This is a genomic window from Micromonospora sp. SH-82 (assembly GCF_051132485.1).
Classification (GTDB): domain Bacteria; phylum Actinomycetota; class Actinomycetes; order Mycobacteriales; family Micromonosporaceae; genus Micromonospora.
The window spans coordinates 5,241,434-5,262,262 of sequence record NZ_CP148049.1 but is presented as its reverse complement, the minus strand read 5'-3'; the positions used below and the strand labels follow the sequence as shown (position 1 = coordinate 5,262,262).

At 71.7% G+C, this 20,829-nt stretch carries 13 protein-coding genes, 1 tRNA gene and 1 pseudogene; 7 read left to right on the top strand and 8 right to left on the bottom strand.

The window, feature by feature from the left end:
* Positions 1-732 precede the first annotated feature (732 nt).
* Complete coding sequence (locus WHN02_RS23030; protein WP_434740789.1) at positions 733-3,630, top strand: glycoside hydrolase family 48 protein; 2,898 nt, start codon at positions 733-735, stop codon at positions 3,628-3,630.
* Positions 3,631-3,912: 282 nt separating this feature from the next.
* On the opposite strand, the gene WHN02_RS23025 is transcribed toward WHN02_RS23030, so the two are convergent.
* Entirely contained in the window at positions 3,913-4,677 is a 765-nt protein-coding gene (locus WHN02_RS23025; protein ID WP_434740788.1) for a DUF3159 domain-containing protein, read from the bottom strand.
* A gap of 86 nt (positions 4,678-4,763) precedes the next feature.
* Between WHN02_RS23025 and WHN02_RS23020 the strand changes: the two genes are divergently transcribed.
* From WHN02_RS23020 to WHN02_RS23010, 3 genes are all read left to right on the top strand, one after another.
* Positions 4,764-5,651: a phosphatase PAP2 family protein gene (locus WHN02_RS23020; protein ID WP_434740787.1), complete on the top strand. Its 888-nt coding sequence runs from the start codon at positions 4,764-4,766 to the stop codon at positions 5,649-5,651.
* A gap of 99 nt (positions 5,652-5,750) precedes the next feature.
* Positions 5,751-6,581: an alpha/beta fold hydrolase gene (locus WHN02_RS23015; protein ID WP_434740786.1), complete on the top strand. Its 831-nt coding sequence runs from the start codon at positions 5,751-5,753 to the stop codon at positions 6,579-6,581.
* Complete coding sequence (locus WHN02_RS23010) at positions 6,574-7,170, top strand: WHG domain-containing protein (RefSeq protein WP_434740785.1); 597 nt, start codon at positions 6,574-6,576, stop codon at positions 7,168-7,170. The genes WHN02_RS23015 and WHN02_RS23010 overlap by 8 nt, the downstream gene beginning before the upstream one ends.
* A gap of 124 nt (positions 7,171-7,294) precedes the next feature.
* On the opposite strand, the gene WHN02_RS23005 is transcribed toward WHN02_RS23010, so the two are convergent.
* The 5 genes from WHN02_RS23005 to WHN02_RS22985 form a co-directional block, all read right to left on the bottom strand.
* Entirely contained in the window at positions 7,295-9,562 is a 2,268-nt protein-coding gene (locus WHN02_RS23005; protein ID WP_434740784.1) for a transglutaminaseTgpA domain-containing protein, read from the bottom strand.
* Positions 9,556-10,833, bottom strand: coding sequence for a DUF58 domain-containing protein (locus WHN02_RS23000; protein WP_434740783.1), 1,278 nt, complete (start codon positions 10,831-10,833; stop codon positions 9,556-9,558). The genes WHN02_RS23005 and WHN02_RS23000 overlap by 7 nt, the downstream gene beginning before the upstream one ends.
* A gap of 8 nt (positions 10,834-10,841) precedes the next feature.
* Positions 10,842-11,837, bottom strand: a complete 996-nt coding sequence (locus tag WHN02_RS22995) for an AAA family ATPase (RefSeq protein WP_434740782.1) — start codon at positions 11,835-11,837, stop codon at positions 10,842-10,844.
* Positions 11,838-11,865: 28 nt separating this feature from the next.
* A complete protein-coding gene (locus tag WHN02_RS22990; protein WP_434740781.1) occupies positions 11,866-14,493 on the bottom strand; it encodes a fibronectin type III domain-containing protein in 2,628 nt (875 codons plus the stop codon).
* 237 nt (positions 14,494-14,730) lie between these two features.
* A complete protein-coding gene (locus WHN02_RS22985) occupies positions 14,731-16,731 on the bottom strand; it encodes a hypothetical protein (RefSeq protein ID WP_434740780.1) in 2,001 nt (666 codons plus the stop codon).
* A 254-nt stretch (positions 16,732-16,985) separates the two neighbouring features.
* Between WHN02_RS22985 and WHN02_RS22980 the strand changes: the two genes are divergently transcribed.
* Positions 16,986-17,069 (top strand) — tRNA-Leu (locus WHN02_RS22980).
* On the opposite strand, the gene WHN02_RS22975 is transcribed toward WHN02_RS22980, so the two are convergent.
* Together WHN02_RS22975 and WHN02_RS22970 are read right to left on the bottom strand one after the other, a co-directional pair.
* Positions 17,051-18,796 (bottom strand): recombinase family protein, encoded by a 1,746-nt coding sequence (locus tag WHN02_RS22975; protein ID WP_434740779.1) that lies wholly within the window; start codon positions 18,794-18,796, stop codon positions 17,051-17,053. The genes WHN02_RS22980 and WHN02_RS22975 overlap by 19 nt on opposite strands.
* A 276-nt stretch (positions 18,797-19,072) precedes the next feature.
* Positions 19,073-19,447, bottom strand: a pseudogene (locus WHN02_RS22970) (site-specific DNA-methyltransferase); the annotation flags it as partial.
* A gap of 20 nt (positions 19,448-19,467) precedes the next feature.
* On the opposite strand from WHN02_RS22970, the gene WHN02_RS22965 reads away from it, so the two are divergent.
* A complete protein-coding gene (locus tag WHN02_RS22965; protein WP_434740778.1) occupies positions 19,468-20,031 on the top strand; it encodes an ABC transporter permease in 564 nt (187 codons plus the stop codon).
* A gap of 57 nt (positions 20,032-20,088) precedes the next feature.
* Positions 20,089-20,790, top strand: coding sequence for a class I SAM-dependent methyltransferase (locus WHN02_RS22960; protein ID WP_434740777.1), 702 nt, complete (start codon positions 20,089-20,091; stop codon positions 20,788-20,790).
* The last annotated feature ends 39 nt before the right edge of the window (positions 20,791-20,829 follow it).

Here is a 20,829-nt window from a genome sequence, read left to right as displayed (position 1 = left end):
GGCCGGCGAACGGGCGCCGGGGGCGAGCGAGGTCGGCGGGGTGCGCCGCTTCTACAGCGAGCGAGGCCGTCCGGGTGGCGTACGCCTGTCCCGTCGGCCTCTTTTCCCGTCGAGGACGGGGGTTTAGTGTGGGGACGGGGGAGGGCAACCCCCGTCCCCAGCAGTGGTACTGCACACGCACTTGTGATTGTGGGATCTGCGTGCGTGGTGCGCGGGAGCCGGGCCACGCGAGTGGCTGGGTTCCACCTCCCTCCAGTGTCGGTGGGTCATCGGCTGGCGGCGGTGTCCGGGCTGGCCCGCCGTCAGCCCTCGGGCTGTTCTGCCGGGGCGTCCGAGGACGACCCGGGCTGTTTCCGACGTTGTGCGTACCATCGTCGATGGAAGCGCTCCCATCGGCGATGAAAGCGACTGTAACGCTCGTCACGGGTTTGTGAAAGCCCCTCAACGAGATTGAAACATCCGAGTGTCTTCCCTTGCTGTGGGAGCGCTTCCATGCAAGACTGTCGAATTACTGCGACGCGGAGCCAGTATCACGCGAGCGTGGGTCGCCGAGGGCATCCCGGTCTCCGACCGGTACGGCACCCCCACGGTGGATCCCGGTGATCCACCGAGCCCGGCGCAACCGCCGGGCGATGACCCCCACCCGAGCGCCTCCGTCCCCCCGCGTACGACACGTGTGGAGGTGCTCAGCCGGGACTCGCGCCCGGCCTGGCCCGAGGAGACACCGCGCACATGAGACTCAGGGCAAGTCGTCGCCGCGTGGCGATGCTCGCCGCAGCCGTGCTGGCCGTCGGCGGGGTGACCCTGCCGGCCGGTGCCGCACAGGCCGCCCCCGCCTGCGACGTCGTCTACACGACCAGCGACTGGGGCAGCGGCTTCAGTGCCAACGTCACCATCAGGAACCTCGGCGACGCGATCAACGGATGGACGCTGAAGTTCGCCTTCCCCGGCAACCAGCGGGTCGCCCAGGGCTGGTCGGCGAAGTTCAGCCAGACCGGCAACGAGGTGACCGCCGTCAACGAGACGTGGAACGCCGCCATCCCCACCGGTGGCTCCACCAGCATCGGGTTCAACGGCTCGTACAGCGGCAGCAACCCGAAGCCCACCTCGTTCTCGGTCAACGGGGTCACCTGCGGCGGCACCGCGCAGAAGCCGCCCACCGTCGCCCTGACCGTGCCGGCCGGGCCGTTCACCGCACCGGCGACGGTCCCGCTGACCGCCACCGCCGCCGACGAGGACGGCACCATCAGCAAGGTCGAGTTCTACCGCAACGGGCTGCTGGTCAACACCGACACCACCGCGCCGTACGCGTACAGCCTGGCGAACCTGCCGGCCGGTGACTACACGGTGCAGGCCAAGGCGTACGACAACACGAACCTCAGTGCGGTGTCGGAGAAGTCGTTCACCGTCCGCCCGGCCACCGGCCCGGCACTGGTGGCCACCCCCACCTCGGTCAGCGTGGCCGAGGGCGGTACGGCGACGTTCAACCTCAAGCTCAGCGGCGCCCCCTCGGGGACCGTGCCGGTGACGCTGACCCGTACCGGCGACGCCGACATCACCGTGTCACCCGCCTCGCTGAGCCTGACCACGGCGAACTGGTCCACCGGGGCCACCGTCACGGTCGCCGCGGCGCAGGACGCCGACACCGTGGGCGGGACCGCCACCATCACCGCCTCGGCCACCGGCCACACCCCGGTGACGGTGACCGCCACCGAGATCGACGACGACGTGCCCGGCGGGGACAACGTCTGGGTGGAGCGGTTCCTGGCCCAGTACGGCAAGATCAAGAACTCGGGGTACTTCAGCCCCGAAGGGGTGCCGTACCACTCGATCGAGACCCTGATCGTCGAGGCCCCCGACCACGGCCACGAGACCACCTCCGAGGCGTTCAGCTTCTGGCTGTGGCTGGAGGCCAACTACGGGCGGGTCACCCAGAACTGGACCCCGTTCAACAACGCCTGGACGGTGACGGAGAAGTACATCATCCCCTCCACCGCCGACCAGCCCACCGCCGGCGCCCCGGGCACCCCCCAGTACGCCGCCGAGAACGACCTGCCCAGCCAGTACCCGTCCACGCTGCAGCCCAACGTGCCGGTCGGGCAGGACCCGCTGCGCAGCGAACTGCAGTCCACCTACGGCACCGGCAACATCTACGGCATGCACTGGCTGCTGGACGTGGACAACACCTACGGCTACGGCCGCTGCGGTGACGGCACCACCCGCCCCGCGTACATCAACACCTTCCAGCGGGGCACCCAGGAGTCGGTCTGGGAGACCGTGCCGCAGCCGGCCTGCGACACGTTCGAGCACGGCGGCCAGTACGGCTACCTGGACCTGTTCATCAAGGAGTCCAACGCCCCGGCCAAGCAGTGGAAGTACACCAACGCCCCGGACGCCGACGCCCGCGCCGTCCAGGCCGCCTACTGGGCCCTGGTCTGGGCCAAGGAGCAGGGCAAGCAGGCCGACATCGCGGCCACCGTGGCCAAGGCCGCCAAGATGGGCGACTACCTGCGGTACGCGTTGTTCGACAAGTACTTCAAGAAGGTCGGCAACTGCGTCGGGGCCAGCACCTGCCCGGCGGGCAGCGGCCGGGACTCGGCGCACTACCTGCTGTCCTGGTACTACTCGTGGGGCGGGGCGTACGAGGCCAACCAGAACTGGTCGTGGCGGATCGGCTCCAGCCACAACCACTTCGGCTACCAGAACCCCTTCGCGGCCTGGGCCATGACCAACACCCCGGAGCTGGCGCCGAAGTCGCCGACCGCGGCGGCGGACTGGACCAAGAGCCTGGAGCGGCAGCTGGAGTTCTACACCTGGCTCCAGTCCGCCGACGGCGGCATCGCCGGTGGCGCGACGAACAGCTGGGGCGGGCACTACGGCCAGCCGCCGGCCGGGACCTCCACCTTCCACGGCATGTTCTACGACGTCGACCCGGTCTACAACGACCCGCCGTCGAACCAGTGGTTCGGCATGCAGGCCTGGTCCATGCAGCGGATCGCCGAGCTGTACCTGCAGACCGGCAACACCAGGGCCAAGGCGCTGCTGGACAAGTGGGTGCCGTGGGCGATCGCGAACACCAGGGTGGGGTCGAACTGGTCGATCCCGGCCGACCTCAAGTGGACCGGTCAGCCCACCACCTGGGCCGGCTACCCGCACACCAACCCCAACCTGCGGGTCGAGGTCATCTCCACCGGGCAGGACGTCGGCATCGCCGCCGCCTACGCCCGGACCCTGATCGCGTACGCGGCCAAGTCCGGCAACACCGCGGCGAAGACCACCGCCAAGGGGCTGCTGGACGCCCTGCACGCGGCCAGCGACGCCAAGGGTGTCTCCACCCCGGAGACGCGCGGTGACTACCGCCGCTTCGACGACACCTACGACGCCTCCACCGGGCAGGGCCTGTACATCCCGCCGGGTTGGACGGGTCAGATGCCCAACGGGGACCAGATCGCCGCGGGCAAGAGCTTCGTCGACATCCGTTCCTTCTACAAGAACGACCCCGACTGGCCGAAGGTCCAGGCCTACCTCGACGGTGGACCCGAGCCCGTCTTCAACTACCACCGGTTCTGGGCTCAGGCCGACGTCGCCATGGCGTACGCCGACTACGGAAAGCTGTTCCCGAACGGGTGACCCCTGTCCTCCGGGTGGACGTCTGGTACGTCCGCCCGGAGGAGCCGACCGGATCCGGGGATGGACGACTCCCGGTCGGCGACGGGCCTGATTCCCACGATCAGGCCGTGGTGGGCCGGTCGTCCGGCCAACGCAGCGGATCGGCCGGCCCACCACACCGCAGCCGTACGGCGTTTTCCTGTGCACATACCGGAAAAGACGGGCGCGAGGGATAACGCGACGGCGAATGACGGAGTAACGTACGTCACCGGAGAGGCCGCTCCCCCCGTGGCGGCCTCTCCATCATCTTCTCGGGTCGACAGGCGTGTTCGGATCGACAGGGTCGCCTGGACCGACAGGCGGGGCGGGTGAGTCCGGATCGGCCGGTGAGTCCGGCGCGGCCTGCGGGGTGGATTCCTGATCGGGGTCGACCGGATGGCGCAGCCCCGGGTGGCCGGGCGGCAGCGACCGGCGGATCACCACCCAGCTCACCGCGATGGCGGTGGCCACCAGCGGCCAGGTCAACGCGACCCGGGCCACGACGAGGGCGACCACCTCACCGGAGAGCCACAGCGGAACGAAGACCGCCAGCCGGACCACGTAGGTGGCCGCCCACACCCAGCTGCCCCGGCTGTAGGCGCGGACCAGCGCCGGGTCCCGCCGCCACCGCCCCCGCTGGCCGAGCGCCGCCGCGACCACCACTCCGAGCAGGGGCCACCGCACCACGATGCTGATGACCCAGGCGAGGGTGCTGGCCGCGTTGGACAGCAGTTGCAGCAGGAAGAAGTCGGCGGCCCGTCCGGTCCGCAACGCGATCAGGGCGGCCACGCAGACGGCGAGCAGCCCGATGAGCACCGAGCGGGGTCGGTCCCCCCGTCGCAGTCGCCAGCCCGCCAGGGTGAGTCCGGCCAGCACCGCCGCCCACACCCCACCCCAGAGCGAGTCGCCGCCGACGAACCAGCCGACCGCGAACGCCACCGGGGGGATCGTCGCGTCGACGGCCCCGCGTCGACCACCGAGCAGATCGCCGAGTGACTCCGGTCGCTGCGCTCCTGTGCTTCCGGTCACGTCATCCCCTCACGTCCGCACTCCAACCTAAACGTCGGAGGCTTCGGTGGGCCACCGGCGGACGTGCCGTGTCGGGCGGCTAGGGTTTGCGGGTGCGAGCGACGGCAAGGGGTTGGACCGCAGTCTGGTTGGTCGTACTGGCCCTGGCCCAGATGGGAGCCTTCGTCGTCCTGTGGCGACTCGCCGTGCACACCCCCCTCGGGCAGTGGCTCGACACCGTGGCGCTGACCGGCAACCAGATCGGCCGTGACCAGATCACCGGCCCGGTCAACAAGATCCTCAATGCGATGTCGGTGGTGTCACTGCTCGCCGCGACCGCCTTCATCGGGTTCATCGCCCTGATCCGGGGTCGGGTCGCGCTGGCCATCACCGCCACTCTGCTCATCGGCGGGGCCAACATCACCACCCAGATCCTCAAGTACGGGATGGACCGGCCGGACTTCGGCGTCGACCCGGAGCGGGCCTTCGTCGGCAACAGCCTGCCCAGCGGGCACACCACGGTGGCCGCCTCGGTGGCGGTGGCGCTGATGCTGGTCCTGCCCCCGAAGGTGCGGGTGCTCGGGACGGTCCTGGCTGCCGGGTACGCCGCGATCGCCGGGGTGGCCACCCTGTCGGCCAGCTGGCACCGGCCCAGTGACGCTGTGGCCGCGTACCTGGTGGTGGGGGTGTGGGCGGCGCTGGCCGGGCTGGTCCTGCTGCTCACCCAGCGGGAGGACGCGAAGATCAGCACCGCCGACGCGCACCGGGTGGCCGCCCTCGTGCTGGGCGGGGCGGGGGTGGTGGCGATCTGCGTGTCGGCGGTGGCGCTGGCCTGGCTGGTCGACCTGCCCCGGGTCGCCCCCGACCAGCTCACCCGACGACCACTGTTCGCCGGTTACGCGGGCAGCGCGGCCGGTATCGCGGGGGCGATGGGTGTGGTGGCGGCCCTGATGCTCGCCGTGGTGCACCGGCTGGTCCCTCGGCACAAGGGCTGACCTGTCTCCTGGATCGTGCGACCCGGCACACTTGCCACCATTGGCTAATGACGTTAGCGTTTCAGCTAACCAACTTAGCTTCTGATGGGGGTGCGAACCATGACCGAGCTGCTGACCCTGGCAGACGGAACGATCGCCTACGACGTGACCGGCGAAGGACCCCTGGTGGTCCTCGCCCCCGGCGTCGGAAACGGACGCGACGCGTACCGGTTCGTCACCCCGCACCTGGTGGCCGCCGGATACCGGGTCGCCACCGTCGACCTGCGCGGATCCGGGGAGTCCAGCGTCGGCTGGCCCTCCTACAGCCGTACCGCCATCGCCGGTGACCTGATCGCCCTCATCCGCCACCTCGGCGGCCCGGCCGTGCTGGTCGGCCACTCGATCTCCGGCGGTGCCGCCACCATCGCCGCCGCCCAGGCACCCGACCTGATCACCGGCATCATCGAACTGGCACCCTTCACCCGCACCCAGTCGATGCGGCTGGGAGACCTCCGACACGGCCCCTACCGCCGAGGCGCCCTCCGACTGGTCGGCACCCTGCTGGGCAGCCGCTCGTCCTGGCAGCGGTACCTCGACGTCGCCTACCCCGGGACGAAACCCGCCGACTGGGCCGCCCACCTCGCCGGAATCGACGCCATGCTCCGCGAGCCCGGCCGGATGCAGGCCCTGCAGAGCATGCTCCGGTCGGCACCCACCGACGCCGGAGCACACCTGGCCGACGTACGCTGCCCGGCCCTGATCATCGAGGGGTCCCTCGACCCGGACTGGGTCGACCCCCGGGCCGAGGGCGAGGCGATCGTCGCCGCGATGCCGACCGGCCTGGCCCGACTTGAGATGATCGACGGCGCGGGCCACTACCCGCACGTCCAGTACCCCGCCGAAACGGTGGCCCTGATGCTCACGTTCCTCCGGACCCACGCCCATGCCTAGAGCCGGCCTCGCCCTACCCGCCGTGATCGCCGCCGGGGCGGAACTCGCCGACGAGGTCGGCCTGCCCCACCTGACGATGGCCCTCCTCGCAGAACGGGTCGGCGTCCGGACCCCGTCGCTCTACAAGCACGTCGAATCCCTGGACGCCCTGCGCCGCGGCATCGGCGTCCAGGCCCTGCGCGAGTTCGGCGAGGCGATGTCCCGGGACGCCGTCGGCCGATCCGGCCCCGACGCCGTCCGCGCGATCGCCGACGCCTACCGCCGCTGGGCCACCGACCACCCCGGCCGGTACGCCGCGACGCTGCGCGCACCCGCCGCCGACGGCGCGGACGAGGAGTACCGCCGGGTCAGCGACGACGTCGTGCACATCCTGTTCGACGTCCTCGCGGGCCTCGACCTCCCCGACCCGAACGCCGTCGACGCCGCCCGTGCCCTGCGATCGGCCCTGCACGGGTTCGTCACGATCGAGGCCGCCGGTGGCTTCGGCCTGCCCCGCGACGTCGACCGCAGCTACCGGTTCCTCGTCGACACCCTCGTCGCCGGCCTCCGACACGGCACCGACACCCGGGACGACACCGCCCCCCGCTGACCGGACCGGGGCACCGTACACCCGGGGGCCGACCAGAGACGCCACCGCAGCGGGCCGGGACACCGGTGGGCCGGTCAGCGACGCCACCGCAGCGGGCCGGGGCAGCCCACTCCCAGGAGGTCGGTCAGGGACGCCACCGCAGCGGGCCGGGGTGGACCGTCCAGAGCAGCCGACGCCACCACGGGCGCAGCCCCTTCAGCCCCGTGACGTACCGGCGGGCCGCCGTGACCGCCCGTTCGGCCTGGGCGGGGGTGGCGGTGCCCGGGGCGAACGCCACCTGGTTGAGCAGCTCCGCCAGCTCGGCCACGCCGTCACCCACCACCGGGTCCGCCGCCTTCCCGGAGGTGGGCGGGGCGGCAGCGCGCAGGACCTCCCGGGCTCGGGCCGCCACCTCCGTCGCGGCCAGGTCACCGCCGACCGGATGCCCGGCCAGCCGCAACGCGTCGGTCACCTCCCGCCAGGCGCCCGCTATCCGCCGGGACGGGTCGTCGACCCCCAACCGGGACCGGCTCCGCGCCCGACGCAACCCCGCCAGGGTCACCAGCACCCCCACCACCAGCACCAGGACCCCGCCGACGACGCCCACGACCAGCACCGCCACCGGCACCCCCGCCGACCCGTCCGGCGACTGCGGGGCAGCGACCGGCTCCGGGGAGTCGGTCGGCTCCGGGGTTTCCTCCGCAACGTCCGGCGGCGGGGTCTCCTCCGGCCGGGGACGGAAGTCCTCCTCCACCGGACGCGGGTCCTCGTCCGGGCGGGGGAGCGGGTCGAACGCCACCCACCCCAACCCGTCGAACAGGACCTCCGGCCACGCGACGGCGTCGGCCGCCCGGACCGGACCGTCAGCGCCGGGCCGGAACCCCACCACCACCCGGGTCGGTAACCCCGACAACCGACCCAGCACCGCGAACGCCGCCGCGAACTGCTCGGAGGTCCCCCGCTGCCCGCCCGCGTTACGCGGTCCGAACAGGAAGAACTCCAGATTCGGGTACGCGTGCCCGCTCGGCGCGTCGGCCACCACCCGGTAGTGCTCGGCGAGGAACTGCTCGATCGCCCCCGCCCGCGAGTAGGGGGCACCGTTCTCCTCGGCGAGCTGCCCGGCGAGGCGACGCAACGAGTCGGGCACCCCGTCGGCGACCTGCACCACCCGGGCGACCTCCTCACCTGCCGGGACGTTCACCGTCGGCAGGAGGTTCGTGTCGGGACGCTCCCGGGCCGACGTCACCGCGTACCGCAGACCCGACGTCAACCCCTCCGGGTGGATCAAGGTCCCGGTCGTCGCGTCGTACGCCACCCGCGCCCCGGTCACCTCCCGAGGGGTGGCCACGGCGGGCAGGAGACGCCCGGTGAGGTCGGCGACGGTGATCTCCTGCCGCACCTCGTCGACCGAGCTGTACGTCGCCGCCTCGGTGGCCGGGAGGATCCGGCCCGCGTTGCGGTACGTCGCCCCCACCCGCCAGGTCACCCCGTCGTAGTCACTGAGCACGGCGAGCCGGATCCGAGGCGGGGCCACCCCGGCGTCGCCACCGAGGGTGGTGACCTCCAGGAGCTGCTGCTGCGGGTTCAACGCCCACCCGGAGATCCGGATCAACGGATTCTCGTCGAGGGACTCCACCTGCGGTGGCTCGACGTACCGACGGGGATCCACAGGTCGCCTGTCGACGAGGGCGGCGACCGCCGGGCCGATCAGCGCGGCGGCGGCCACCACCACGACCACCCCGGCCGCGGACGTGGCGGCGAGGCGGACCCGCACCGCCGTACGCGCGGGGGCGGGCAGGTCGGCGACCGGAGTGACAGGCCGCACCGGTGGTCGACCCCCGGGCACGGCCAGGCCCAGCGCGGCCACCGCCGCGAACGCCACAGTCGGCCAGATCGCCGGGTCCGCGTTCGGCCCCACCACGTACAGCGCCCCCACGAACAGCGCCACACAGGGCAGGTACCCGAGCAGGACCCGACCGGCCCGTAACGCCACCTCCGCCCCGGTCAACCCGGCGAGCCAGGCGGCGACCAACGGCACCAGGACGGTGTCCGGGGTCGGCTCCACCGGGATCATCGCGGTCAACAGCCGGGGGACGGCGTTACCCGCCGCGTCGACGGCGATCTCGGCCAACCCACCGGGCAGGTCGGCCGACCGGGCGGTCAGCCGCAGCGACCAGAGCGCGTACCCGGCCAGGGCGAGCACCGACAGCGGGGCCACCAACCAGGACCGCAGCCGACGGGCGGCGAGACTGACCAGCACCGCCCCGGCCCCCGCCCCGCCGACCAACCAGGTCAGCTGGTCACCGGCGTACACCCGGCCCAGGACCACCCCGGCGAGGGCGACCAGGACCGCGAGCACCACGGCCAGGACGGCGGGACGGGCCACCCGCCCGACCCGCCCGGCGGTCACCACCGGCGGATCCGGTCCCACTCGGCGGCGAACGCGGCACCGTCGGCCGCCTCGACGACCGCCGGACCGGTCGCGGCGGTGGTGAGGGGACCCGCAGCGCCGAACACTCCGACCACCACCGACGGGTACCCGCCGCGCAGCCCCCCGACCAGGGGCAGGTCACCGTGGGCGCCGGGGCCGGTGAGGAACACCAACGTGTCACCGAGCCGGTCCGCGCGCAGCCGGGCCGTCGCCGCCCGCAACGCCGCCGCGCCGTCCCCACCGTCCAACCGCACCGCAGCCAGCCGGTCCAGCGGACCGCTCGCAGCGACACCCTGGCCGCTGCCGCTGCCGCTGCCGCCGGTGTCGGACGGGTCGGCCCTGCCGGTGCCGGACGGGTCGGTTCCGTCGCTGCCGGAGGGGTCGGTCCCGGCGTCCGGCGACGGGTCGGGCAGGCCGCTGGCCTGCGGAGCCACCAACAGCAGGGTGACAGGCAGGTCGGCGTGGAACGCCGCGCTGACCACCGAGGCGGCCGCCTCGCAGACCGACTCGAACGACTCCACGACCCCGTCGACCACCCCCGGGTGGGCCGCCTCCCGGTTGTCCACCACCACGACGAGGCGCGGCAGACTGGTGTCCACGTTCTCCCGCACCATCAGCTCACCGACCCGGGCGCTGGTACGCCAGTGCACCCGACGCAGCTCGTCGCCGACCACGTACTCCCGCAACGAGTCGAAGGTGATCGACCCGTGCGGTACGGCGTCGACCCGGCCGTCCAGGCTCCGCCCCACCCCCGTCGGCGTCGCCGTCAACCGGTGGATCCGGGGATGCACCCAGACCGGCACCGTCCTCCCGTACGGGCGGGCCAACTCCACGAGGCCCAGCGGATCCCGCCGGGTCACCCGCAACGGGCCGACCGGCACCACCCCACGACGCAGCGTCGGCACGTCGTAGCGCACCTGCGTGTCCCGGCCCGGCCGCAGCCGCAGCAGCGGCACCGCGACCGTCCGACCCCCACACCGGTCCTGCGCGACGAGACTCGTCGAACGGAGCCGACCGGCGTTGCGGACAGTCAGGACCATCGTGGCCGGGTCCCCCCGGGCCACCCGGTCCGGGTCGGCCCGCCGCGACACCGCCAACCGGGGCCGCCACACGGCGGTGACCAGCGCGTACCCGACCGCCAGGGCGGCGACCGCACCGAGCACCGTCAACTCCGGGTACCCGAACCAGAACCCGGCCGCGAGGAACCCGACACCGACGGCGAGCAGCCCGGCACCCCGGGCGGTGACGCCCACGCCGCCGGTCAGCCGGTCGCCGAGGCGGACTGCCCCGACGGCAGGGGCACCGGCACCGAGGCCAACGCCTGACGCAGCACCTCCGCCGGGCTGACCCCGCGTACCTGCGCCTCCGGGGTGAGCAGCAGCCGATGGGCGAAGACCGGCTCCACGAGGGCCTTCAGGTCCTCCGGCATGATCCAACCCCGACCGTCGATCAGCGCGTACGCACACGCCGCCCGGGTCAACGCGATCACCCCGCGAGGGCTCACCCCCACCCGGACGTGCTGGTGGGTGCGGGTCGCCGCGGCCAGCCGCACCGCGTACCCGTAGAGGGGTTCGGCGATGTGCACCCGGCGGGCCATCCGGACCATCTCCCCGACGGTGGCCGTGTCGGTCAGCGCGGTCAACGCCTCCGGGGAGCGGACCGTCGCCCCCCGCAGCACCTCCACCTCCACCGCCTCATCCGGGTAACCCACCGACAACTTGACCAGGAACCGGTCCAGCTGCGCCTCCGGCAGCCGGTACGTGCCGTCCATCTCCACCGGATTCTGGGTGGCGACCACCAGGAACGGCTGCGGCACCGGATGACGGATCCCGTCCACGGTGACCGTCCGCTCCTCCATCACCTCCAGCAGCGCCGACTGGGTCTTCGGTGACGCCCTGTTGATCTCGTCGGCGATGACGATGTTGGCGAACACCGGACCCGGATGGAACTCGAACCCCCGCGTCGCCTGGTTGAAGATGGTCACCCCCACCACGTCCGAGGGGAGCAGGTCGGGGGTGAACTGGATCCGCCGCCACTGACCCTGCACCGTGGCGGCCACCGCCCGGGCGAGAGTCGTCTTCCCGACCCCGGGAACGTCCTCCAACAGGACGTGGCCCTGGGCGAAGAGCGCGGTCAGGGCCAGCCGGACCACCTGTGGCTTGCCCAGCACCACCGAGTTGATGTTCTCCGCCAACCGGGCGGCCAGGGCGGCGAAGCCCTGCACCTCCTGCTGGCCGAGCGGCTCGATCGCGTTCACTGTGGGGTCCGGCTCCTCGGATGGTCGGTCAGCAGGTCGGCAAACTGGTGATCTCGTCGCCGCCCTCAAGGTTCAGCCAGGCCCACGGGATGTAGTTCTTCCCCTCGAACTCGACCTGCACCCACCAGGTGCTGCGCTTCTCGTCGTTGTAGATGTAGGCGTAGACCTCCTCGCCCCGACGCTTGCAGTACGCCTCCAGCCGCCGACCGGGCTTCGCCCAGCCCACCTGCCTGTCGTTGTCCTGCCGGGGCACCGAGAAGATCTCGTTGCCGTTACGCCCGTCCCGATCCCGATCGCAGTAGGTCGCCTCGTCACCCGAGGCACCGTTCACACAGGTCGCCACCCCGAACATCGCCTCCGTGGACACCCGACGGGTCGCCGTACCCTCACCGGCCGCGTTCCTCGCCGTCACCGTCAACGGGTACGCCGTACCCGGGGCCAAGTTCGGCACCGTCAACCGGGAACACGACCCCGACACCGTCGGCTCACCAGGCGTACCCACCGAACACGTCGCCTCCCCACCACCGGCGTCCACCGTCACCGACACCGTCACCGAGGTCGCAGTCGCCGACGCCCCCGTCACCGTCACCCGGGGGGCAGCCACCGTCCGGGCCGAACCGGTCACCGCCGGACCCTCCCCGGCCTCGTTGACAGCCGTCACCGACACCGTCACGTCCTGCCCGTCACCGAGCCCCTCCACAGTCGCCCGGGTGTCTGTCACCTCACTGCGACGACCCCCCACCTCCACCCTGTACGCGGTCACCGGCCGACCGTTCGCCACCGCCTCCGACCAGCGCACCGACACGGTGCCCGGTCGATCCGCCACCGTCGCCGCCGACAGGTCACCCGGCGCGCCCGGAACGGCGAACGGCACCACAGTGTTACTCACCGGCGACGCCGTCGACCCCGCACCCGCCTGCGTCACCGCCACCACCGTGAACGCGTACTGGGTGCCGTACTCCAACTCACCAGCCCGCACCACGAGCTCGGTCCCCGTCGCCTCACCCACCGGCGCGTTCGCCCCCGCCGACGTGGCAGTCACCGCATACCGGGCGACGGTGTTGCCCTGCCCGTCCGCCTCCGGCCACGTCACCACCACCGTCCCGTCCGGGCGTTCCGACGCCGTCACGCTCTCCGGCGCGTCCGGCACGTCGGCGGTCGGGGTGACAGGGTTGGTACGGCGAGCCGGACCCTCACCCTTCGCGTTCACCGCGTGCACCGAGAACCGGTACTCCTCCCCGTTCGTCAGCCCGGTGACCTCCACCGCCCGCTGATTCGCACCCACCTCCTGACGCTGACCGGCGCCCTCCACCACGTACCGCATGATCTGCGCCCCGTTGGCGGCAGCCGGACGCCACGTCACCCGCGCCCGACCGTCCCCGGCGGCAGCCGTGACGTCACGCGGCGGCCCCGGCGCACTCACCTTCGGCTTCGGCGGCGGGGGAGGCGGCGGCGGAGGCTCCTGCGGCGGATCCGCGCCCAGCACGTCACTGGCGTACTTGTCGACGTCACGGACCTCGTGCCGGTCGTTGACCACCCGGGCCCGCGCCGACTGCGGGGCGTTGATGAACAGGTGGTTCTCCCGGACCTCCAACTCCAACGGCCCGGCCAACCCCTTACCACCCCGGATGGTGTCGACCACCTGCCCCGACGCGTCGAACGAATAGATCGTCCGGGTCGCCTCGTCGGCCGTGTAGAACCGGTCCGCCCACGCCACAGTCGGACTCAGCCGGTCACCCCGGCCCGGAACGGTGAACGTCCGCACCCGCTCACCGTCGACCACGTGGACCTGCCGCTCCCCGGGCACCGTCACCGGGATCCGCGCCCCGGTCGTCCGAGGCGGCAGATGGCCCACCCCGGTCAACCCCAACGGCGTACGCGTCACCACCCCGCCCCGGACCGCCACCAGGTCACCACGGGTCCGGTCCAACACCGCCACCCCGTCGTCCAACGTCGACAACACCAACTCGTGGTGGCCGTCCGCCACGTCGTACGTCGCGACCTGTTTCGGACTCAACCCCGCCCCCGACGGCCCCGGACTCTCCGGCAGATCCGCCGCCGTGACCGCCGACACCGTCCCCTCACTCGGCACCCCCACCCACAACCGCCCCGCCCCGTCGAACACCCCACCGGTGATCCCCGGCGGATACCGCACCGGCTCACCCACCGGCACCAACGACCGAGGATCGAGCTGACGCACCACCCCCTGCACCGCGTCCACCACGAACGCCGCGTCCCCGTCCAACGCCACACTCACCCCGAGCCCCGGCGTCGTCCGCGTCGTCGCCATGATCTGCAACGTGGCCAGGTTCAACGAACTCACCTGACCGGTGTCCAGATCCCGCAGAATGAGCTGCTTGTCGGTCTGCACCACCTGCATCGAATGCCGCCGCGCCCCCGGGATCTCCACCCGGGTGTCCACCCGCGCGGTCACCCCGTTGACCCGGGCCATCTCACTGCGCGCCGAACTCCACAACCAGGACGAGGCGTCGTAGTTCGCCGCAGCATTGTCGGCCGCCCCGAGCCCGAGGACCGTCAACCCCATCGCCGCCAGCAGGGCGGACACCGTACCGATGGTGACCAGGCCACCCGGTATCCGACGGACCCGCCGGGAACGCGTGGCACCGCCGTCGCCGGCATCCTCGATAGTGGCCACAGCCGGGTGCCTCCCCGTCTCGTCGGTCACGGCAGGTAGGCCCTGTGACAGCGGCCGGACCAGCCCGGAGCCGGGTGACATCATATGGGTCCTCAGAGGACGGCGGAACCCGCACCGTCAGCATCGGTCATACCCAGCGTGCACACCACAGACGAACCTCGTCACCGCATCAGCGGCTCGGGGTGCCCGCCCGCCGCCTGTGGCACGGACCAGACCGGCTTCGATCTCGTCGCGGCGTCAGCGGCTCGGGGTTGCCCGCCCCCGATCCGTGCACACCTGACCGGAGGTGGCGAACACGTCGGTCGAGTAGACGGCCAGCACCGTGAAGCAGTAGTCGAGCCGCGAGTTCAACCCGTTCAGGGTGTAGGTGGTCTCACCCGGGGCGACAGTGGCCATCACCCCCAACGCCCGCCCGGCCCGACCCCCGGCCACCATGAACGGCACCGTGCCGCCCGTCGGATCCGACCAGGTGATCGTGATGGTGGTCGCGTCGTCACGCAGCTCCAGGTCCTCCGGGGGCGCGCTGCTGGGCGTCGGATCAACAGCCGGGGGAGCGGAGCCTCCGCCCGGCCGCGACCCGGAATCCCCGCCGATCAGCACCACCCCGGCCACCCCACCCACCATGGCGACCGCCACCACCACCCCGGCGACCACCACCGCCGTCCACCCCCGTCGCCCCATCCCGCCCGCCGGGGATCCGGTCACCCGGGGTGCCGCCGGTGGGACCTCACCGGATCGGGGAACCGCAGGTAGGACACCGGTGGGGCGGGGAGCAGCCGGTGGGGCATCGCCCGGTCGGGTCGCCGCAGGTGGGACATCGGTGCGGAAGAGCGCAGATGAGGTGCCGGCGGATCGTGGGTCCGCAGGTGAGGTGCCGGCGAAGCCGGGGTCGGCCGGAAGGGCGTCGGTGGGGCTCGGGCCGGACGGTGGGGCAGCGGCGGGACCGAGGTCGGCCGGTGGTGCACAGGTGGGGCCGGGGTCGGTTGGTCGGGCACCGGGTAGGCGGGCGTCGGGTCCGGCAGGAATCCCGGACGGCGGACCGGACACACTCTCCCGCACCGGCTCGTCCCACCGCAGCGAGTCGATCTGCCGGACGTGCACGGTCGGCTCGTCCACCGGCTCCGTCCCGAGCGACGGGTACGCCGACTCCGGCCCGTACCCCGGAAACTGGTCCGGCGGGCGGACCGGCGGCGCGTCCCGGCCGGGAACATTCGAAGGCACCACCGGCGTCGGTGGCTCCGTCGACACCGGCGTGGGCGTGGGCGGCTGCGCCGGGACGGGCGGCCCCGACGTCCCGGACGAGACCACCGGCGCGGGCGGTCGCATCGGCGGAGTCGGCACCACCGGCGCGGGCGGCCCCGTCGGTGGAGTCGGGACCACCGACGTGGGTGGCTCCGTCGCCGCAGCGGGAAGCAACGGCGCGGGTTGCCCTGTCGGCGTGGGGGGAGTGGGCTGATGGGGCAGCACCCGGCGTGGCACCGGAATCGGCGCGGGACGCCCCTGTCCGACGTCGGCCGCCGACACCGGACCCGGCGGCCCGGGGGAGAAGGTCTGCCCCGCCCCCGTACCCGCCCCCAACGTCGGAGACGGCGCCCACGGCGACACCGCGAGCGCGTCGCCGGGCATCTGCGGAGGCGGAGTCGATGACGAGCCAGCCGAACCCGGCGGCTGGTGGGGTGGGGTCGACGGAGCCTGGACCCCGCCCGGTACGGATGGCGGGAGCAGGGGCGGCGAGGGCGGCGTCACCGACGGCTCGGCGTACCCCGATGTGGCGGCAGGCGGAACCTGGCTGCCGGTGGGAGACGGCGAGCCGGGAAGGCCCAGGTACCGTCGGGCGGCCTGGACCGTCGGGTGGTCCGGGCCGAGGACGTCCGGCCCGTGCTCGACCACCCTGGTGTAGTTCCGGCGTGCCTCGTGCCGGTTGCCCAGCTCCTCGGCGACCGAGGCAAGCTCGAACGAGATCGCCAGCATCAACGGCTCCGCCGGACTCCACCGCCGCTCACCGGCCGCCCACGCCTCCTCCAGGACCCGCCGGGCCGCCATCGGGTCGTCCGCCTCCCGGTGCAGCTGAGCCAACAACCGGCCGGTGCCGAGCAGGTCGGGGTGATCCGCCCCGTACCCGGGACCATACGACTCGACGACGTCGGTCAGCAGACGGCGCGCCCCGGCGAGGTCGCCGGAGTCACGCAGTGCGAGTGCCCGATGCCGGGCGGCGCTCAGCGGCGAGGGTTGTGACACTCGGCCAATGCTGCCGGTAGTCGTCGGCGTACGCCACCCGCACCCCCTCGCCGACACCTCCCCCAGGAATGCGGGACCCGTCTTGACCTGGGTGAGCAGGGGTGCGTCTGTCTCTTCGACAGACACCTGCGCCACTACCGGAAGGCGATGTGCATGATCCAACCGGGCCGTGTACAGTAAGCCCCCGTGCGGCCCGCCGGGGCCGGTACCGGGTGCCGAAAGCGCCGGGCCGACACGGTAGGCTGAACGAGCAAGTCCGGGTGGCGGAATGGCAGACGCGCTAGCTTGAGGTGCTAGTGCCCGTATAGGGCGTGGGGGTTCAAGTCCCCCCTCGGACACGTACAGTTACCCCACAGTAATCAGCGTCGGGCTTAGCCTCGACGCTGATTTTGTTTTGGCCGGGGTTGTAGGTGAGGGTGAGCCGTAGCTCGCGGTAGACGTTGCTCTTGTCCTCGCTGCGGGCGTCGCGCAGGGTGGTCCGGATGTCGTCGAAGCTGCCGACGAGGCGTCGGATGTCGTCCTCGGTGAGGTGACGGGGAGCGGGTGCTTGGGTTGCCGTTGCCGTGTTGCGTTGAGCGAGGGCGGCGGCGCGTTGGGCGTTGACCTCGGCGATCCAGGCGGCGATGGTGGCGGGGTCGCCGCCGGCGTCGGCGATGGCGCGGTACTGGACGAGTTTGGCGTCGCAGGCGGCGATGATTTTGTTGGCGGCGGTGATCTCTGGCGCGACGCTGTCGGGTCCGGCGTCGGTTTGAGCGGTGTGAAGCTGGCGGATCGTATCGGTCAGTCGGTGCGGGGCGAACGCGGTGAGGAGCCAGTTGTCGAGTGTGGGGACGACGTCTCGTTCGGCGACGTAGACGTTGCGGGGGTGCTCGACGTGGTTGGCGAGGGCGTACTCGTTGGGGTAGCGGCACCGGTAGTAGGCGGTCTCGTGTGCCTGGTGGCTTTGCATCTTGCGTCCGCATAGCCCGCAGAGCATGAGTCCGCGGAGGACGTAGTGGCGGCGCGCCTTTCGCTGTTTGTTGCCGGTGCGGCCTCGTCCGCTGGCCGTCATGATCGTCTGGACCAGTTCGAAGTCGTTGACGGTGACGAGCGGTGGGTGCGCGATGGTGTCGGACCACACCCAGGAGTCTTTGTCGTTCCAGCGCATCCGGGTTTCGTAGCCGAGGGCGACGTCGTTGATGTCGAGGAGTACCTCGTCCTTGCGCTGCTTGTTCCATACTTGGCGGCCGGTGTAGCGGGGGTTGGACAGGATGTTCTTGACGGCGCTCTTGGCCCAGCCTTCACCGGTGCGGTGGGGGTTGCGGGCGGGGTCAGCAGCCGATGGTGACGGGATGCCGTCGCGGGTGAGTGCCTCGGCGATGGCGAAGTAGCCGTTGTTGGCGAGGTACATGGCGAAGATCCGGCCTACGAGGGGGGCGGTGGTCGGGTCGGGTTCGAGCTTGTGCCGTCGGCGGCCGTCGGCGGCCTTGCCCGGGTTGGGGTGCGGTCCGGCGTCGGCGAAGCGGTACCCGTAGGGCGGGCGTCCCCCGAGGAACCAGCCTTCGATCTTTGCTTGGGAGGTCATGGCGGTGCGGACGCGGACCTTCACACGGGTTCGTTCGCCTTTGGACATGCCGCCGAACACACTCATGATCAGGTCGTGGGCTTCGGATTCGGGGTCGATCGCGCCGCCGACCTCGGGTACCCAGAGTCCGACACCGTAGTGGGAGAAGACGGGCATGGTCAGGCTGTACTGGTTGCCGTAGAACGCGCGTTGGGGCTCGCCGATCACGACCGCGTCGAAGCCACGGTTCGGGTCGGCGAGGGCGTCGAGCAGGTTGGCGGCGAGGGGGCGTCGCTTCCATGGCAGGGAGCGGGACAGTCCGATGTCGAAGAACTCGGCGACGATGATGCCGCCAGCCGGTTCGATGAGGCCGGTAGCGCGTGTGCGCTGCCAGTTCCTTGACGCCACAGGGACCTGCTGGTCTTCCGTGGAGACGCGGTCGTAGAACGCGAACCGCTGGTAGTCAATGCCGGCGAGCAGGGCAGCGGCAGTTTCTTCGATACGGGGTATATCGATGGTCACGGAACGTGCCTTCCGGGGGTGTGGGGTGTGCGTCCGCCGGCCACCCAATGCACCGGTGGCCGGCAAACGCGCTATCCATCAGATCCACGCATACCGGGATGAAGGGATCAAGCGTCAGCGGACTCGACCGGACCCTGGTGATTGCTGGCTGACGAGCGTTGCAGCAACGTCAGCAGCGCGCGGGCCACGGCGTCGGTCAGCACCGGTTCGGTAAGAAACTCGACGGTCGGCGCCGGTCTCGTGACGGAGGTTGTAGCCGGTCTCTCCGGCAGGCGATCACTCATCAGAGGAAGCCCTCAGGATCACCACGTCTTCGTGCTGAACGAGCCATTGCGGGTCGCCGATGGCAATGGCGTCGCGGGTGTTCTTCTGCTGGAAGAACGAGGCGCGGGGGATGATCACGCCGTTGCGGACGCCGCAGATGAGGGCGATGCACTCTTCGACGAGTTCGAGGCCGGCGTTGATGCCGGCGGCGGCGACCATGCCGGGGATGTCGATGAGTTCGCCGTGGCGGCGGTAGGGGCGGGCGGTGACGACGACGTGTCCACCGGGGCGCAGCATGGTGCGGCAGCCGGCGAGGATCGCGGCAAACCCGTCAGCGAGTTGGCCGTGGCTGCGGTAGGCGAGGTTGTCGCCGCTGCCGTACTTATGCGTCCACCCTCACCACGGCGATGGCCGGCTACGCCCTCGCCATCATCACCGCCGTGACGCTGGGGACCGTCCTGTCGATTTCACGACGCCTCGCCGACGCGGTCACCCCCGCCCTGCTGACCCTCAGCACCATCCCGAAACCCGCCCTCGTGCCCATCCTGATCATCGCCCTCGGCTTCGGCCCCGGACCCAAGATCACGCTGGTGTGGCTGATGTGCTTCTTCCCGATCGTCCTGGCCACCACCGCCGGCCTGACCGGCACCCCGGCCGAGCTGGTCGACCTGACCCGCTCCCTGGCCGCCTCCCGCTGGCAGACCCTCACCACCGTCCGGCTACCCGCCGCCCTGCCCCACCTGATCTCCGGACTCCGGATCGCCCTACCCCTGGCCATGATCGGCGCCGTCGTGAGCGAGCTGTTCGGCGGTCTGCACGGCCTCGGCGTCGTCATCCAACAGGCCGGCACCCGCACCGACCTCGCCTTCGCCGCCATCGCCGTTCTCGCCTGGATGAGCAACCTCCTGTTCAGCCTCCTCACCACCTGCTGCGACCTCGCCGCCCCCTGGATCCGCCACACCACCGCCTGACCCCAACAACCCGGCCGACAACGGCCGGGTGCCGCCTATCCCTCGAAAGACGAACACATGTCCGGATACCTGTTCCACGACACCATCCCGACCACCCGCACCGACAACGCTCTGATGCTCGACGCCCTGGCCGGCATGTTTGACCCGGTCTCCCGCCAGCGGCTCCGCCAGTCGGCCATCCCCGTCGCCGCCCGCTGCCTCGTCGTCGCCGTCGGCGCGAGCTGCATCGCGTCGACCCTCGCCGAGATGTGCCACATGGGCGAGGTCATCGCCACCGACCTCGAACTGGCCCCCGCCCGCCGACACCCCCGCGTCCACCTCATGCGCCACGACATCGTCACCGACCCCCTACCCGAGGGTGGCTTCGACCTCATCCACATCCGGCTGCTGCTCGCCCACCTACCGGCTGAGCAGCGGGAGGATGTCCTCGCCCGGCTGGTCGGCGCCCTCAACCCCAACGGCCTGCTGATCGTGGAGGAGTTCGAGGCCACCTGGCGCCCCTCGGTGCTGTCCGCCCCGAACCTCGACGAAGCCGACCGGTTGTTCAACGCCTACCACGTGGGCTTCCAGGCCGCCCTCGCCAAAGCCGGCAACGACCCCCGCTGGGGCCGCCACGCCCACCATGCCCTGCGCATCCACGGCCTCGACGTCACCACCACCGGCCACACCGGCACCTGGACCGGCGGCAGCCCCGCCTGCCTCCTACCCCACGCCACCACCGGCATCATCCGCCCCCGGGACTGCACCCGGTTTGGTTGACTCCTGATTTGTGAGGATGCGTTCCTCGCTGGAAGGATG